Here is a 14,726-nt window from a genome sequence, read left to right as displayed (position 1 = left end):
GGAGTACGCGCAGTCAGGGGGCCGCCGGATGAGCGGTCCACCACCAGTTCTGGTTCGAGTGCGCGAACATGCGAGCACTGTAACCCAGCCCGGTACGGAGAGGGGGCCCGGTCCGCACTGTGGATGTGCGGGCCCGGGCCCCCGTTCGCACGACCGGCCGATCCGGAGGACGGATCAGAAGATCATGTTGTAGCCGCCCCAGCCCGGGCCCACGCGGATGCGCGTGCCGATCGGGGAGGTGGCGTCGCCCGTGCCGAGGTACAGGTACATGACGCCGGTGGTGTCCCGGGCGAGGATGTCGACCTTTCCGTCGCGGTTCAGGTCGCTCGGTCCGAGGATGACGTTGTGCATGTTCCAGCCGGTGCCCACCTTGACCCGGCTGGTGTACGGCGCGGTGGCGTTGCCGGTGCCGCGGTGCATCCACAGCACGCCCGAGCTGTCCCGGCCGAGGATGTCGGCCTTGCCGTCACCGGTGAGGTCGCCGGCGCCGATGATCGCGGTGTAGACGTGCCAGCCGCTGCCGATGCGGGCGGGAGCGGTGAACGCGGCGGACGGGTTGCCGGTGCCCTGGGAGAGGTACAGCGCGCCGCTGGGCTCGCGGAGAAGGAGGTCGGCGCGGCCGTCGCCGGTGAGGTCCCGGACGCCGACGATCCTGTCGAAGCGGCCCCAGCCGGTGCCGACCTTGAGCCGGCCCTTGAACGCGGCGTTCGGGTTGCCGCTGCCCTGGTGGTACCAGAGCACGCCGTCCTTGTCCCGGCCCACCACGTCACCGGTCCCGTCGGCCCGCAGCGCGGACAGCGGCGCCACCAGGTTGTAGACGTGCCAGCCGGTGCCCATGCGGTAGCGCCGCAGGAACTGCCAGCTGGCGTCGCCGGTGCCCTGGTACTGCCAGATCACGCCGGAGCTGTCGCGGGCGATGACGTTGTAGCGGTTGGTGGCCGTGACGGGGGCGGCGGCGGGGACGACGTCCACGTCGGAGGCCTTCACCCAGGCGATGCGGTGGTTGAACCGGATCGGGACGAACTGGTTCGTCGTGCCCTTGACGAGGGTGCGCGAGCCGGCGCCCGTGCCGTCGAAGGTGCCGCCGTAGTAGTAGTCACCGGCGACCGTGTCACCGCCCTGCACGTACTTCTGGCCCGCGGTCAGGCTGTACTTGGTCAGCGACTCCTGGCCGCGCGCCTGGACGGGCACGTTCGTGCCGGTGTAGGCGGCGTCCTCGGGGTAGGCACGGCCGTACACCTTGACGGAGCTCAGCCCGGCCTTCGGCGTCACCGCCGTCCTGGTGCCGGTGGCCACGGGGACGGTCCACTGGCCGCCGGGGTTGAAGAACCAGGCCTTCTGGCCGCCGTACCAGATCGCGGTCCAGTCGTACCGGCTCTCCGCGACCACGTACTCGCCGCCCGCGACCAGCTTGTTCGCCCAGTTCGGGCCGTCGGTGGCCTTCTGGGCTCCCAGGTACGGGTCGGACAGCGTCGTCGCCGAGGTGGACGGCGAGGTGTAGAGGTAGTTGAAGTTCGACGGGCGCGGGGCGACGGTCGCGCCGCCGTACGTCAGCGCCGGCTGGTTGTCCGTCGTGAACGGCGGGACGTAGCGGACGATCTGGCCCGCCTGGAGCAGCCCGCCCGCGCCGCCGACGCCGGTCGGCCTGCCGAGCAGGGACATGTAGTGGTTCCAGTCCCAGTACGGACCGGGGTCCCAGTGCTGGCCGCCGACCTTCTCGTCGAGCACGCCGGGGATCTCGTCGTGGCCGATGATGTGCTGGCGGTCCAGCGGGATGGAGTACTTGGCCGCCAGGTACTTCACCAGGGCGGCGGAGGACTCGTACTGCGGCTCGGTGTACCAGGCGCCGGACTTGATGGCGTAACCCTCGTGCTCGATGCCGATCGAGTGCATGTTGAGGGTCTTGTTGCCGGCGTGCCAGGCCTCGTTCTTGTTCTCGACCATCTGGGTGACCAGACCGTCCGAGGCGCGGATCAGGTAGTGCGCGCTCGCGTACGACGAGGGGTTCTGGAAGACGGCGAGCGAGCCGTCGTAGCCGCCCTCGGTGTCGTGGATGGCGATGTAGCGGATGTCGTAGCCGCCCTCGGGGCGGTTGGCGACGTTGTAGTTGCCGTAGTCCGTCGCGTCGGTCGTGCTGTTCTGCCGGTAGCCGGCCGGAACGAAGTTGCAGTTCAGGCCCACCGGGCAGTCGGCCGTCGCGGTGGTGGCCGCGAAGGTCGCGGCGAGCGGGACGTTGCGCGGCTTGACCGGCTCGACCGAGGGGTCGGCGGGCAGGACGACCTGCTCGCCGTCCGCGGTGACCTCGCGCTCACCCGTCTTGATCGACTCGAAGACGCGCTTCGCGAAGAGGTCGGCGCCCTTCTTGTCCGGCGCCTGGCTGTAGCGCGCGACGGCCGGGTACCACTGGCCCGGGTCGTCCGGGAGGTCGCCGGTCGCCTGCTTCTGGTAGTCGGCGAGCAGCGCCGCGCCGGCCCGGATGCTCTGGGCGGTGTCGTCCTTCAGGGACTCCGCCGAGCCGTCGACGAGCTCGGCGGCACGGTCCAGGGTGTGCAGCCGGGGGTCGTCGGTGTCGACGGTCTCCTTCGGCGTGGTGCGCAGCGCCTTGGCCGCGTCGAAGTGCTTCTCGACGTTCGGGTCACCGCTGCGGTTCATGTGCTCGAGGCGGTGCTCGTCCGCCTCCGGCTCGATGTCCTCCGGGTCGACGTCCGTCAGCCCCATGACGTTGTACGCGCCGGTCGTGCTCGGCTCGCCGTCGTGCGACTCCCAGCGCGTCTGGCGGTACGACACCGCCATCAGCACGCTCCGCGGCACGTCGAACTCGTCCGCCGCCGCCGCGAACTGCTCCTGCAGCGACGCGCTCGCGCCGTTCTTGTCGTCCGAGGAGCCCAGGACGCCGGGCGATGCCACGGCGATGGTCCCGATGGTCGCGGTGGCGACGACGGCCGCGGCCGCGCCGTACAGCAGACGTCTCTTCTTGCGGTCCCTGCGGTGACCTTGCCTCACGCCCACCCCTGTGGAATCGGATCGTCTCTGCTTCTTCGTCAAACGTTCAAGAGCGCGTGAGGGTAACACCCCCGCGCGCGGGGCAGCGCACCGGCCGGGGCCTTGATCTCCGTCTCAGTACCTGGGCGCTGCCCTGGGCGGGCCGTCCGACACCGTAATGTGGTGGTTGTGACCGTGAACGCTGATTCCCACGCCGTCGCCCAGGCGACCTGGCGAGACCTGCCCGCGGCGCAGCAGCCCGAGTACCCCGATGCCGAGGCTCTGCGCGATGTGATCGCGGACCTCGAGTCGTATCCTCCGCTCGTCTTCGCCGGCGAGTGCGACCAGCTGCGCGCCCGGATGGGAGCCGTCGCCCGTGGCGAGGCGTTCCTGCTCCAGGGCGGCGACTGTGCCGAGGCCTTCGACGCCGTGTCCGCGGACCACATCCGCGCCAAGCTGAAGACGCTGCTCCAGATGAGCGCCGTCCTGACCTACGCGGCCTCCGTGCCCGTGGTGAAGGTCGGCCGCATCGCGGGCCAGTACTCCAAGCCGCGCTCCAAGCCCACCGAGACCCGCGACGGGGTGACGCTCCCGACCTACCGGGGCGACTCCGTGAACGGCTTCGACTTCACCGAGGCCGCCCGCGTCCCCGATCCCGAGCGCCTGAAGCGGATGTACCACGCCTCCGCCTCGACGCTGAACCTGGTCCGCGCCTTCACCACGGGTGGCTACGCCGACCTGCGCCAGGTGCACGCCTGGAACCAGGACTTCGTGAAGTCCTCCCCGTCGGGCCAGCGCTACGAGCAGCTGGCGCGCGAGATCGACAACGCGCTGAACTTCATGAAGGCCTGTGGCACCGACCCGGCCGAGTTCCGCGCGGTGGAGTTCTACTCCTCGCACGAGGCGCTGCTGCTCGACTACGAGGGCGCGCTGACCCGTACCGACTCGCGCACCGGCAAGCTGTACGACACCTCCGGCCACATGGTGTGGATCGGTGAGCGCACCCGCCAGCTGGACCACGCGCACGTCGAGTTCGCCTCGCGGATCGCCAACCCGATCGGCATCAAGCTGGGCCCGACGACCACCCCGGAGGAGGCGCTCACCTACATCGAGCGCCTGGACCCGGACCGCGAGCCGGGCCGGCTGACCTTCATCGTGCGCATGGGCGCCGACAAGGTCCGCGACCGGCTGCCCGAGCTGGTCGAGAAGGTCACCGCCTCGGGCGCGACGGTCGCCTGGGTGACCGACCCGATGCACGGCAACACCTTCGAGGCGGCCTCCGGCCACAAGACCCGCCGCTTCGACGACGTGCTCGACGAGGTCAAGGGCTTCTTCGAGGTCCACAAGGCGCTGGGCACCCACCCGGGCGGCATCCACGTCGAGCTCACCGGTGACGACGTCACGGAGTGCGTGGGCGGCGGCGACGAGATCTTCGTCGACGACCTGCACCAGCGCTACGAGACGGCCTGCGACCCGCGGCTCAACCGGAGCCAGTCGCTCGACCTGGCCTTCCTGGTCGCGGAGATGTACCGCGATCAGTAAGGAGCTTCCTACGACAGTGGGGCGCGGATCCTTGTGATCCGCGCCCCATCGTCGTACCGGGGGCTTTTGCGCCCCCCACCCGCCGGGTAAGGTTAGGTTAGCCTTATTGATCTCGGCGGGAGGTGAACCGCGTGTACGTCTGCTCATGCTTCGCAGTCACGGAGAAGCAGGTCAAGGAGCACGCGGAGAACGGCGCCTGCACCCCTCGCCAGATCGCCTCGGCCTGCAAGGCCGGCACGGACTGCGGCTCGTGCGTCCGTCGAATTCAGGCCATTCTCGGGCGCGGCAACTGCCCCCGCCGCGAGCTGCTCGACCAGGGCATGCCGGCCCTGGCGGCCGAGCTCGCCGTCGCCGAGGACCTTCCCGAGGGACTTCCCGAGGCCGCGTAGTCGCGCCCCCGCCCGCGGCCCGCCCGGCCGCGGCTCAGCTCGGCTGCTCGATGAGCGTCGAGCAGTACAGCGCCTCGCCCAGCTGCTCGATCAGCTCCAGCTGCGTGTCCAGGTAGTCGATGTGGTGCTCCTCGTCCGCGAGGATCTCCTCGAAGAGGTTGGCCGAGGTGATGTCGCCCTTGGCGCGCATGACCTCGATCCCGCGCTTGAGGCGGTCGATCGCCTCGACCTCCACCTGGCGGTCGGCCTCGAACATCTCCTTGACCGTCTGGCCCACCCGCACGTGGAACAGGCGCTGGTAGTTGGGCAGGCCGTCGAGCATCAGGATGCGCTCGGTCAGCTTGTCCGCGTGCTTCATCTCGTCGATGGACTCTTCGCGGGTGTACTTGGCGAGCTTGGTCCAGCCCTTGTTGTCCTGGATGCGGTAGTGCAGCCAGTACTGGTTGATCGCGGTCAGCTCGCCGGTCAGCTGCTCGTTGAGGAACTCGAGGACCTCGGGGTCGCCCTGCATCGCTTCAGGATCCTTCCACGCAAGTCGGTGCCGCCACTGGGCGGGAATGGCCGCATCCTTCCAGTACGCCCGGATGGCGTCCAGTAAGCACAGGCTTACCGACAGTTGTCCTCGAATGCCGGGATGTCCGGGGGATGTCGGTGCATGGCTGGTCATGACCACCCCTCGCCGTCTGTCACCATGGAGGACATGGGTCAGCCGGAGGGCGGAGCACGCCGGGAATCAGGAGGGGCGGCGGCGTCGGAGCTTCCGCCGGGCCAGCGGCTCCAGCGCGGCTGGCCGGTGACCCACTACGGACCCGTGCCGCGCTTCAAGCCGGAGCGCTGGGAGTTCCGGGTCTTCGGGGCGACCGCCGACGGCGACAAGCGCTGCTGGAACCACGAGGAGTTCTCGGCGCTGCCCTTCGCCACCGTCGTGGCCGATCTGCACTGCGTGACCAAGTTCAGCATGCTGGGCGCCGAGTGGGGCGGGGTCCTCGCCCGTACGCTCCTGGAGCTGGCCCCGCCCGCGCCGAACGTCACGCACGTGATGGTCTGGGCCGAGTACGGCTACAGCGCCAACATGCGGCTCGCCGACTTCGCCTCGGACCGCACGATCTTCGCCACCCACAAGGACGGCGAGCTGCTCACCGCCGAGCACGGCTTCCCGCTGCGGCTCGTGGTGCCCCACCTCTACGCGTGGAAGGGCCCCAAGTGGGTCCGGGGCGTGGAGTACATGGCCGCCGACCGGCGCGGCTTCTGGGAGGAGCGCGGCTACCACAACATCGGTGACCCGTGGACGGAGCAGCGCTACTCGTACCAGGAGGAGCCGGGCGACGGCCCCGAGCTCTGAGCCGCCCCCGGCGGTCAGTGGTACTGGTGCACGACCGCGTGGCCCTTGCCGCGGCCGATCATCCACTTGTTGACCGGGGTCGTCAGGACGAAGGCGACCGCGAGCGAGATCGCCAGGACGATCCAGAAGAGTGCGTCCGACAGGTGCGCGTCCATGGCGCCCGGCCAGAGCGCGATGACGCTGTTGTCGATGATCTCCATGACCGTGATGGACAGGGTGTCGGCGGCGAGCGCGACCTTGAACGCGGTCGTGAAGTCGACGCCGGCCTTCAGGATGCCGCGCAGGGTGAGCGCGTAGCCGAAGAAGAAGGCCAGGGCGATCGCGAGGACCATGGTCGGCACGTTGCCCCAGCCGAGCGCGGTGCCGATGATCATGCCGAGGACCTCGCCGATGGCGCAGCCGGTGAGGCAGTGCAGGGTCGCCTGGGCCGCCATCGACCAGGACACCTTGCCGTGGCCGTGGTGACCATGGTGGCCGTCGTGACCGTGATGCTGGTGCGCCTCGTGGTGCTCGTGTGCCGTGTGGTCCTGGTGGTGCCCGTGCTGCTGGTGGGTGTCGTGGTGCTCGTGGTGGGCGTGCGCGTCGTGCTCCATGAGTGCCCCCAAGCTCGGGTAGCGGTTCCTCCGTACTCAGGAAACGCTATACCCCCCTAGGGTATTCCTCAAAAGGGTTTTCCTCAGCGCAGCTTCTTCAGAAGCTCCACATCCGCCTTGTGCCCCTGCGGGCCGCCCGGAGTCTCGATGACCAGCGGCACCCCGGCCGTGGCCGGGTGCCGCAGCAGGGCGCGGAAGCCCTCCTGGCCGATGTGGCCGGCCCCGATGTTCGCGTGCCGGTCCTTGTGCGCGCCGACGACGTCCTTGGAGTCGTTGGCGTGGATCAGTTTCAGCCGTCCTTCGCCGACCGTCCCGACCAGCAGGTCGAGGGTCTGCCCGGCCCCGTGCGGGCCCGCCAGGTCGTGCCCGGCGGCGAAGACGTGGCAGGTGTCCAGGCAGACGCCCAGCTTGGGGTGGTGGTCGAGCGCGTCGAAGTACGGGCCGAAGTCCCAGGTCCGCGAGCACAGCGAGGAGCCCTGCCCGGCCGTGGACTCCAGGAGCAGGTCCGGGTCGTCCGGGTGGGTCAGCTCGTCGAGCAGCGGCAGCATCCGCTTCCGCACCTGAGCGAGCGCCTCCGTCCGCGGCCGGCCCCCGGTCGCCGAGCCGGTGTGCACGACCACGCCGCGGGCGCCGATCGCCCGGGCCCGGCGCAGCGAGTGCCGCAGCGAGTCCACCGACTTCTCCACGGTGGCCCCGGTGTGCGAGCCGAAGTTGATCAGGTACGGGGCGTGCACCCAGGCCGAGAGGCCCTGCTCGGCGCACCCGGCGCGGAACAGCTCGTCCTCGGCCGGGTTGCCGGCCGGGGTGGCCCAGCCGCGCGGGTTCGCCACGAAGACCTGTACGGTCTCGGCGCCCAGCTCCCGCGCGTAGGCGAGGCCGGTCCTGGCCAGGCCGCCGGCCACCGGGACGTGGCCGCCGACGGGGTTGCGGGCGCGGCCGCGGGTCGGGTCCTGTGCGGGCTCGGTCATGCGGTCTACAGCCCCTTGAGCGTGATGGTGACGGTGGAGCCCTCGGCGGCCGTGTCGCCGCCCCTGACCGACTGGCGGGCGACGGTGTCGCCGAGGAAGGGGAACTCCTTCTCGACCTTCACCTCGAAGCCCGCGGCCTCCAGCTCGGCCCGGGCCTCGTCCGCCGTGGCGCCGACCACGTCGGGGACCTCGACCATCCGAGGGCCCTTGGAGACGGTCAGGGTGATCGTGTCGCCCTGCGCGGCCCGGCTGCCCTCGGCCAGCGACTGGGCGGCGACCGTGCCGGCGGGCTCCGGGGAGTTGACCCGCTCGGTGGCGACGACCACCTTCAGACCGGCCTTCTGGAGCTCGGCCGTGGCGTCCGGGACCGCTTCGCCCCGGACGTCCGGGACGTCGATCGGACGGCCCTTGCTGACCTCCAGCGCGATCGCCGAGTCGGGGCTGCGCTCGGTGCCCGGCTCCGGGTCGGTCCCGATCACGGCGCCCTGGGCCACCGAGTCGCTGAAGGAGTACGTCACGACGCCGGGCGCGAGGCCCTCCTCGGCCAGCACCTTCTTCGCCTCGGCGAGCGGGGTGCCCTTCAGGTTGGGCACCTTCACGACCCGCGGGCCGCGGGACAGGGTGAGGGTCACCGCGCCGTTGCCGCGGATCCGCTCGCCCGGGCCCGGGTCGACGGCCATGACCGTGCCCCGCTCGTACACGTCGCTGAACGCGCGCTTGGTCGAGGCCACCTCGAGGCCCGCGTCCGCGAGGCGCTTCGTGGCCTGCGCCTCGGTCTGGCCGAGGACGGCCGGGACCCGGGTGAACTGGCCCGAGTTGATGTACCAGACGCCGGCGCCGAGGCCGAGGGCCAGCAGCACGGCGGCGACGATCAGCAGCGGGCCGCGCGGTGGCCGGCGGCGGGCCGCCCCGCCCGCGCCGGGCCGGCCGGGCGGGGCCGTCGGCGTCGGCTCGGGGGCCGGCAGCAGGCTGGTGTGCTCGACCGGCATCCGGTCCGCAGCGGACGCCACCGGCATGTGCTCGACCGGCAGCGGCCGGACCCGCGGGATCACGCTGGTGCGGTCCTCCGGGCCGGCGCCCTCGGCGGCCGGCCGGGCGAGCGGCGGCTCGGCGTCCAGCTGCTCCTCGCTGAGCGCGGCGCGCGCCTCGCGGGCCTGTGCGAGCAGCGCGACCGCGTCGTGCGGGCGGACCTCGGGGTTGCGGGCGGTGGCGCTCGCCACCAGCTCGTCCAGCTCGACCGCGAGGCCGGGCACGGCGGCGGAGGGCGCGGGCACGTCGGTGTTGAGGTGCTGGTAGAGCACCTGGGCCGGGGTGTCCCCGGAGTGCGGCTTGGCGCCGGTCAGCATCTCGTAGAGGACGACCCCGCACGCGTACACGTCGGCCCGGGTGTCGGCGGTGCCGTGCTCGATCTGCTCCGGGGCCAGGTAGGACACGGTGCCGAGGACGGCGCCGGTGGTGTCGGTGGCCGAGCCCACGGCACGGACCAGGCCGAAGTCGGCGACCTTCACCCGGCCGTCGTCCCCTATCAGGACGTTCTCCGGCTTCATGTCGCGGTGCACGAACCCGGCGCGGTGCGCGGCGCCGAGCGCGGCGAGCACCGGTTCCAGGACGTCCAGGGCCGCCCGCGGGCGCAGCGCCCCGCGCTCGCGCAGCACGTCGCGCAGGGTGCAGCCGGCCACGTACTCCATCGCGAGATAGACGTACGCGCCGTCCGCGCCCTGGTCGAAGACGCCGACGACATTGGGGTGGGAGAGCCGCGCCACCGACTTGGCCTCGCGCATGAAGCGCTCCACGAAGGCCGCGTCGGTGGCGAGGTCGGGGTGCATCACCTTGAGCGCGAGCTCCCGGTCGAGCCGGGTGTCGACGGCCCGGTAGACCGTGGCCATCCCGCCGACGGCGATGCGCGCGTCGACGCGGTAGCGGCCGTCGAGCAGCCGCCCGACGAGGGGGTCCTGAAGGGTCGTGTCCACGGCGACGAGTCTACGAGCCGCCGCCCGCGGCCCCTCCCGTACGGCCCCGACTGCAGCGCACCTGTGACGCACCCCCGTCGGCGCGGCGCGGTCAGAACGCGGGGCGCTCCGGGTCGAGCCGGGCCAGGCCGTCCTGCGGCGAGGAGGCCTCCGCGAAGTGGCGGCGCGGGATGCGGCCCGCCCGGTGTGCCAGCCGGCCCGCCTCGACGGCGTGCTTCATGGCGGCGGCCATGAGGACCGGTTCCTGGGCGCGGGTGACCGCCGAGGCGAGCATGACCGCCGAGCAGCCCAGCTCCATCGCGAGCGCCGCGTCGGAGGCGGTGCCGGCGCCCGCGTCGAGGATCACCGGCACCCCGGCCCGCTCGGTGATCAGCTGGAAGTTGTGCGGGTTGCGGATGCCGAGGCCGGAGCCGATCGGCGAGCCGAGCGGCATGATCGCGGCGCAGCCCACGTCCTCCAGCTTGCGGGCGAGGACCGGGTCGTCGTTGGTGTACGGCAGGACCGTGAAGCCCTCGTCGACCAGGGTCTCCGCCGCGTCGAGCAGCTCCACGGGGTCCGGCAGCAGGGTCCGCTCGTCGGCGATGACCTCCAGCTTGACCCAGGCGGTGCCGAGCGCCTCGCGGGCGAGCCGCGCGGTCAGCACCGCCTCGCCGGCGGTGAAGCAGCCGGCCGTGTTGGGCAGCACCCGGATGCCGAGCTTCTGCAGGACCGAGAGCACCGAGCCGCGCACCCCGGGGTCCAGGCGGCGCATGGCGACGGTGGTGAGCTCCGTGCCGCTGGCGACCAGCGCGCGTTCGAGCACGTCGAGGCTGGGCGCCCCGCCGGTGCCCATGATCAGGCGGGAGGAGAAGTCGGTGCCGCCGAGGGCGAAGACGTCGTCGGACATCGTGCTCAGCCTCCCTGCACCGCGGTCAGCACCTCGACCCGGTCGCCGTCGGCGAGCGCCGTCGCGGCCCACTGGCTGCGCGGGACGACCGTCTCGTTGACGGCGGCGGCCACTCCGGAGGGGGCGGTGGTGAGGGTGGCGACCAGGGCGTCGAGGGCCAGGCCGGGGGAGAGCTCTCGCGGCTCTCCGTTCACGGACACGTTCATGCGTGCTCCAGGTGTACGGGGGAGAAGCGGCGGGCGGTGAAGGCGCGGGCCTCGTCCGGCAGCGCGCCGGTGGTCAGGGCCTCGGCCATGACGTCGCCGGTGACGGGGGTGAGCAGCACCCCGTTGCGGTAGTGGCCGGTGGCCAGCTGGAGGCCGGGCAGGGCGCTCGGGCCGAGCAGCGGCGCGTTGTCGGGGGAGCCGGGGCGCAGCCCGGCGCGGGTCTCGGTGAGCGGCAGCTCGGTGATGCCGGGGACCAGCTCGTGCGCGTCGCGCAGCAGCTCGTAGACCCCGCCGGCGGTCACCGTGGTGTCCCAGCCGAGCTCCTCGCTGGTGGCGCCGACGACCAGCTCGCCGTTCTCGCGCGGGACGAGGTAGACGTGGCTGCCGCGGACCACGGCCCGGACGGTCCGGGACAGGAAGGGCGCGTACGCGGGCGGCACCCGCAGCCGCAGCACCTGGCCCTTGACCGGACGCACCGGCGGCAGCACCTCGGACGGCACGCCGTCGAGCCGGCCGCTCAGGCTGCCGGCGGCCAGCACCACCTGGTCGGCGGCGATCCGGGTGCCGTCCGCGAGGACCGCGCCGGCCGCCCGGTCCCGGTGCACCGTGAGGCGCTCGGCGCGGGTCCGGCGCAGCGCCACCCCGGCCCGCTCGCAGGCCGTGACCAGCGCGTCGGCGAGCCGGCGCGGGTCGACCTGGTGGTCGCCGTCCACCCGCAGCCCGCCGCGCACGCCGGGGGCCAGCAGGGGCTCCAGGCGGCGGCAGTCGCGCCCGCTGAGCCACTCGGAGGCGAGCCCGCAGCGGGTCTGCAGGGCGTGCAGCTCGCGCAGGTGGGCCCGGTCGTCGGCGTCCAGGGCGACCGCGAGGGTGCCGCAGGCGCGGTAGCCGACCTCGTGCCCGGTGGCCTCGGCGAGCTCGGCGACGAAGGCCGGATAGCGGCGGGCGGAGGCGAGGTTGAGGCCGAGCAGGGTCTCCTCGCCGTAGTGGAGCTCCGTGACGGCGGCGAGCATCCCGGCCGCCACCCGGGCGGCGCCGCCGCCCGGTTCGGGGTCGGCCACGGCGACCCGCAGGCCGCGCTGGGCCGCCCGCCAGGCCGTGACCAGGCCGATGACGCCGCCCCCGACGACGAGGACGTCGTGCGTCTCGTCGACCGCGGACGTGCTGGATGTGCCGGATGAACCGGATGTACGCGACATGGGCGTCCAGCCCCTCCCTTCGCCGGCATGACCCGGATCAGGTTCGTACGGTCGGAGGCCGGCCAGCCTCCCTCTCAGCCCGGTGCGTCCGGGCTCCCGCGAGTGCTTCGTGCCCGCCAGACTAACGGCAGGGCGCGGACCCCCGCAGGGGCCCTCCCTTCCTGACGGTCCGTCAGGTGCGTAAGGTGGTCGGGTGAGCGAGCAGAAGCAGACACCGTCCTCGACCGAACGGCGCGTCGTGATCGCCGGCGCGGGAATGGCGGGCGTCCAGACCGCCGTCGCCCTGCGCGAACAGGGCTTCACCGGCCCCGTCACCCTCATCGGCGCCGAACCCCACCAGCCCTACGACCGGCCCCCGCTGTCCAAGGCCGTGCTGCTCGGCAAGGCCGAGGACTCCGCCTTCGACGTCGACTTCACCGCCCTCGACATCGACCTCCGGCTCGGCGTCGAGGTCACCGCCCTGCGCGCCGCCGACCACGAGGTCGACACCGAGCACGGCCCCGTGCCCTACGACGTCCTCGTCGTCGCCACCGGCGCCCACCCGCTCACCCTGCCCGGCTCCGAAGGCGTCCCCGGCGTCCACCTGCTGCGCACCCTCGACGACGCCGTCCGCCTCGGCCCCGTCCTGGAGCGCCGCCACGACGTCGTGGTCGTCGGCGCCGGCTGGATCGGCGCCGAGTTCGCCACCGCCGCCCGCGAGGCCGGCTGCGCCGTCACCGTCGTCGAGGCCGCCGACCGCCCCCTCGCCGGCGCCCTGCCCGCCGAGGTCACCGCCCCCATGCGCGCCTGGTACGCCGAGAGCGGCGCCGACCTGCTCACCGGCGCCCGCGTGGCCCATCTGGCCCCCGGCGAGGTGCGGCTCTCCGACGGGCGCGTCCTGCCCGCCGACGCCGTCGTCGTCGGCATCGGCGCCCGCCCCGCCACCGACTGGCTGACCGGCTCCGGCGCAGCCCTCGACCCCGGTGGCGCGCTCACCGCCGACGACCGGCTGCGCACCTCCCTGCCCGACGTGTACGCGGTCGGCGACTGCGCCTCCTTCCCCTCCGCCCGCTACGGCGAGCGGCTCCTCGTGCACCACTGGGACAACGCCCTCCAGGGCCCCCGCACCGTGGCCGCCGACATCCTCGGCGCCGCGCCCGAACCGTACGACCCCGTCCCGTACTTCTGGTCCGAGCAGTTCGGGCGCTTCGTCCAGTACGCCGGGCACCACGGCGCCGCCGACACCCTGCTGTGGCGCGGCGACCCCGCGGACGCGGCCTGGTCCGTGCTCTGGCTGCGCGAGGGGACCCCGGTCGCCCTGCTCGCCGTCGGCCGCCCCCGCGACCTGGCCCAGGGCCGCCGGCTGATCGAGCAGCGCGTCCCGGTCGACCCGGCGCGGGCCGCCGACCCCGCCGTACCCCTGAAGGCGGCGGTCCGATAGGGCTCGACTACCGGCTGTCAGTCCGGGATGGCAGGCTTGTCCCGTGACCGAGATTGACGCAAAGACCGATGCTCTCGTCCCCGACTGGCTCTACCTCCCGGACATCGCGGAGATGCTCGACGTCGAGGTGACGCGCGTGCGGCAGCTGGTGAAGGAGGGCCAGCTCATCGCCGTGCGCCGCGAGGTGCGCCCCGGCGAGAAGATCCTCCAGGTGCCGGCCGCCTTCATCCAGGGCGACAAGGTCGTCAAGGGCCTGGTCGGCACGCTGACGCTGCTGCGGGACGACGGCTTCACGGACGAGGAGATGCTGGAGTGGCTCTTCACCCCGGATCCCTCCCTGCCCGGCACCCCGGCGCAGGCGCTCAACGAGAACCGCGGCACGGAGGTGAAGCGCCGCGCGCAGGCGCTCGCGGTCTGACCCGTTAGGGTCCCCAGGCACGCACGCACCGAAGACACCACCAGCGGTGCCGGGCCGGCCGGCCCCACCGGCCGGCCCGGCACCGGCACCACCCGACGGGGGGAACCCAATGTCCACGCCTCGCGAGCGGCTCGCCGACGCCCGCCTCTACCTGTGCACCGACGCCCGTGGGCGCCAGGGCGACCTGCCCGAGTTCCTCGACGCGGTGCTCTCCTCCGGCGTCGACATCGTGCAGCTGCGCGACAAGGGCATGGAGGCGGCCGAGGAGCTGGAGCACCTCGCCGTGTTCGCCGAGGCCTGCCGCCGGCACGGCAAGCTCCTCGCCGTCAACGACCGGGCCGACGTCGCCCACGCCATCGGCTCCGACGTGCTGCACCTCGGCCAGGGCGACCTGCCGGTGCCCGCCGCCCGCGCGATCCTCGGCGCGGACGTCCTCATCGGGCGCTCCTGCCACGCCGAGGCCGAGGTCGACGCGGCCGCCGCCGAGCCCGGCGTGGACTACTTCTGCACCGGCCCCTGCTGGCCCACCCCCACCAAGCCCGGGCGGCACGCCCCCGGCCTCGGCCTGGTCCGGCACGCCGCCGGCCTCGCCCAGGACCGCCCCTGGTTCGCCATCGGCGGCATCGACGAGACCAACCTCGACGAGGTCCTGGACGCCGGCGCCCGCCGGATCGTCGTGGTCCGCGCGATCACCGAGGCCGCCGACCCGGCCGCCGCCGCGGCCGCCCTCGCCAAGCGAGTCCGCGAGCGCCTGGCCTGACCGGGCCGTTCCGGACGACCCGGCGTGTCCGGAAACGTGTCCACAGGGCGGACG

At 72.9% G+C, this 14,726-nt stretch carries 15 protein-coding genes and 1 riboswitch; of the genes, 6 read left to right on the top strand and 9 right to left on the bottom strand.

The window, feature by feature from the left end:
* Positions 1-13: 13 nt before the first annotated feature.
* Both ACIGW2_RS18130 and ACIGW2_RS18125 read right to left on the bottom strand, forming a co-directional pair.
* Positions 14-70, bottom strand: coding sequence for a trp operon leader peptide (locus ACIGW2_RS18130; protein WP_391654555.1), 57 nt, complete (start codon positions 68-70; stop codon positions 14-16).
* A gap of 104 nt (positions 71-174) precedes the next feature.
* A complete protein-coding gene (locus tag ACIGW2_RS18125) occupies positions 175-3,003 on the bottom strand; it encodes an N-acetylmuramoyl-L-alanine amidase (RefSeq protein ID WP_391654520.1) in 2,829 nt (942 codons plus the stop codon).
* Between the two features lie 168 nt (positions 3,004-3,171).
* Here ACIGW2_RS18125 and ACIGW2_RS18120 point away from each other — a divergent pair, with 168 nt between their 5' ends.
* The gene (locus ACIGW2_RS18120; RefSeq protein ID WP_391654521.1) at positions 3,172-4,524 is read left to right on the top strand and encodes a class II 3-deoxy-7-phosphoheptulonate synthase; all 1,353 of its coding nucleotides are present in this window, start codon (positions 3,172-3,174) and stop codon (positions 4,522-4,524) included.
* 122 nt (positions 4,525-4,646) lie between these two features.
* Entirely contained in the window at positions 4,647-4,913 is a 267-nt protein-coding gene (locus tag ACIGW2_RS18115; protein WP_391654522.1) for a bacterioferritin-associated ferredoxin, read from the top strand.
* Positions 4,914-4,947: 34 nt separating this feature from the next.
* Here the strand turns inward: ACIGW2_RS18115 and bfr are convergent, their stop codons facing one another.
* Positions 4,948-5,424 (bottom strand): bacterioferritin, encoded by a 477-nt coding sequence (bfr, locus tag ACIGW2_RS18110; RefSeq protein ID WP_309549481.1) that lies wholly within the window; start codon positions 5,422-5,424, stop codon positions 4,948-4,950.
* Between the two features lie 189 nt (positions 5,425-5,613).
* Between bfr and ACIGW2_RS18105 the strand changes: the two genes are divergently transcribed.
* Positions 5,614-6,255, top strand: a complete 642-nt coding sequence (locus tag ACIGW2_RS18105) for a sulfite oxidase-like oxidoreductase (protein ID WP_391654524.1) — start codon at positions 5,614-5,616, stop codon at positions 6,253-6,255.
* A 14-nt stretch (positions 6,256-6,269) separates the two neighbouring features.
* On the opposite strand, the gene ACIGW2_RS18100 is transcribed toward ACIGW2_RS18105, so the two are convergent.
* From ACIGW2_RS18100 to thiO, 6 genes are all read right to left on the bottom strand, one after another.
* Positions 6,270-6,848, bottom strand: coding sequence for a DUF4396 domain-containing protein (locus tag ACIGW2_RS18100; protein WP_399844424.1), 579 nt, complete (start codon positions 6,846-6,848; stop codon positions 6,270-6,272).
* Between the two features lie 83 nt (positions 6,849-6,931).
* Positions 6,932-7,816: a deoxyribonuclease IV gene (locus tag ACIGW2_RS18095; protein ID WP_399844422.1), complete on the bottom strand. Its 885-nt coding sequence runs from the start codon at positions 7,814-7,816 to the stop codon at positions 6,932-6,934.
* Positions 7,817-7,821: 5 nt separating this feature from the next.
* On the bottom strand, positions 7,822-9,786 hold the full coding sequence (gene pknB / locus ACIGW2_RS18090) for a Stk1 family PASTA domain-containing Ser/Thr kinase (protein ID WP_391654528.1): 1,965 nt from the start codon (positions 9,784-9,786) through the stop codon (positions 7,822-7,824).
* 91 nt (positions 9,787-9,877) lie between these two features.
* Positions 9,878-10,672 (bottom strand): thiazole synthase, encoded by a 795-nt coding sequence (locus ACIGW2_RS18085; RefSeq protein WP_399844420.1) that lies wholly within the window; start codon positions 10,670-10,672, stop codon positions 9,878-9,880.
* Positions 10,673-10,677: 5 nt separating this feature from the next.
* On the bottom strand, positions 10,678-10,878 hold the full coding sequence (gene thiS, locus ACIGW2_RS18080) for a sulfur carrier protein ThiS (protein ID WP_356064485.1): 201 nt from the start codon (positions 10,876-10,878) through the stop codon (positions 10,678-10,680).
* The gene (thiO, locus tag ACIGW2_RS18075; protein ID WP_391654530.1) at positions 10,875-12,074 is read right to left on the bottom strand and encodes a glycine oxidase ThiO; all 1,200 of its coding nucleotides are present in this window, start codon (positions 12,072-12,074) and stop codon (positions 10,875-10,877) included. The genes thiS and thiO overlap by 4 nt, the downstream gene beginning before the upstream one ends.
* Positions 12,072-12,184, bottom strand: a riboswitch (TPP riboswitch). Its footprint overlaps the gene before it by 3 nt.
* 83 nt (positions 12,185-12,267) lie before the next feature.
* Here thiO and ACIGW2_RS18070 point away from each other — a divergent pair.
* The 3 genes from ACIGW2_RS18070 to thiE all read left to right on the top strand — a co-directional run bounded on the left by ACIGW2_RS18070 (position 12,268) and on the right by thiE (position 14,672).
* Complete coding sequence (locus ACIGW2_RS18070; RefSeq protein ID WP_361586982.1) at positions 12,268-13,494, top strand: FAD-dependent oxidoreductase; 1,227 nt, start codon at positions 12,268-12,270, stop codon at positions 13,492-13,494.
* A gap of 43 nt (positions 13,495-13,537) precedes the next feature.
* On the top strand, positions 13,538-13,912 hold the full coding sequence (locus tag ACIGW2_RS18065) for an Rv2175c family DNA-binding protein (RefSeq protein ID WP_356064476.1): 375 nt from the start codon (positions 13,538-13,540) through the stop codon (positions 13,910-13,912).
* A 109-nt stretch (positions 13,913-14,021) separates the two neighbouring features.
* Positions 14,022-14,672, top strand: coding sequence for a thiamine phosphate synthase (thiE, locus tag ACIGW2_RS18060; RefSeq protein ID WP_361586979.1), 651 nt, complete (start codon positions 14,022-14,024; stop codon positions 14,670-14,672).
* Positions 14,673-14,726: the final 54 nt, after the last annotated feature.

This window comes from Streptomyces sp. NPDC053541 (assembly GCF_044544705.1).
In the GTDB taxonomy this organism is placed as follows: domain Bacteria; phylum Actinomycetota; class Actinomycetes; order Streptomycetales; family Streptomycetaceae; genus Streptomyces.
This window is presented reverse-complemented; position numbering and strand designations above follow the sequence as displayed.

What these genes read in the sequence shown, in the direction of transcription:
- thiE (WP_361586979.1), top strand. Translation starts at nt 14,022, where the DNA reads ATGTCCACGCCTCGCGAGCGGCTCGCCGACGCCCGCCTCTACCTGTGC.
- ACIGW2_RS18100 (WP_399844424.1), bottom strand. Translation starts at nt 6,848, where the DNA reads ATGGAGCACGACGCGCACGCCCACCACGAGCACCACGACACCCACCAG.
- ACIGW2_RS18105 (WP_391654524.1), top strand. Translation starts at nt 5,614, where the DNA reads ATGGGTCAGCCGGAGGGCGGAGCACGCCGGGAATCAGGAGGGGCGGCG.
- thiO (WP_391654530.1), bottom strand. Translation starts at nt 12,074, where the DNA reads ATGTCGCGTACATCCGGTTCATCCGGCACATCCAGCACGTCCGCGGTC.
- thiS (WP_356064485.1), bottom strand. Translation starts at nt 10,878, where the DNA reads ATGAACGTGTCCGTGAACGGAGAGCCGCGAGAGCTCTCCCCCGGCCTG.
- bfr (WP_309549481.1), bottom strand. Translation starts at nt 5,424, where the DNA reads ATGCAGGGCGACCCCGAGGTCCTCGAGTTCCTCAACGAGCAGCTGACC.
- ACIGW2_RS18085 (WP_399844420.1), bottom strand. Translation starts at nt 10,672, where the DNA reads ATGTCCGACGACGTCTTCGCCCTCGGCGGCACCGACTTCTCCTCCCGC.
- ACIGW2_RS18095 (WP_399844422.1), bottom strand. Translation starts at nt 7,816, where the DNA reads ATGACCGAGCCCGCACAGGACCCGACCCGCGGCCGCGCCCGCAACCCC.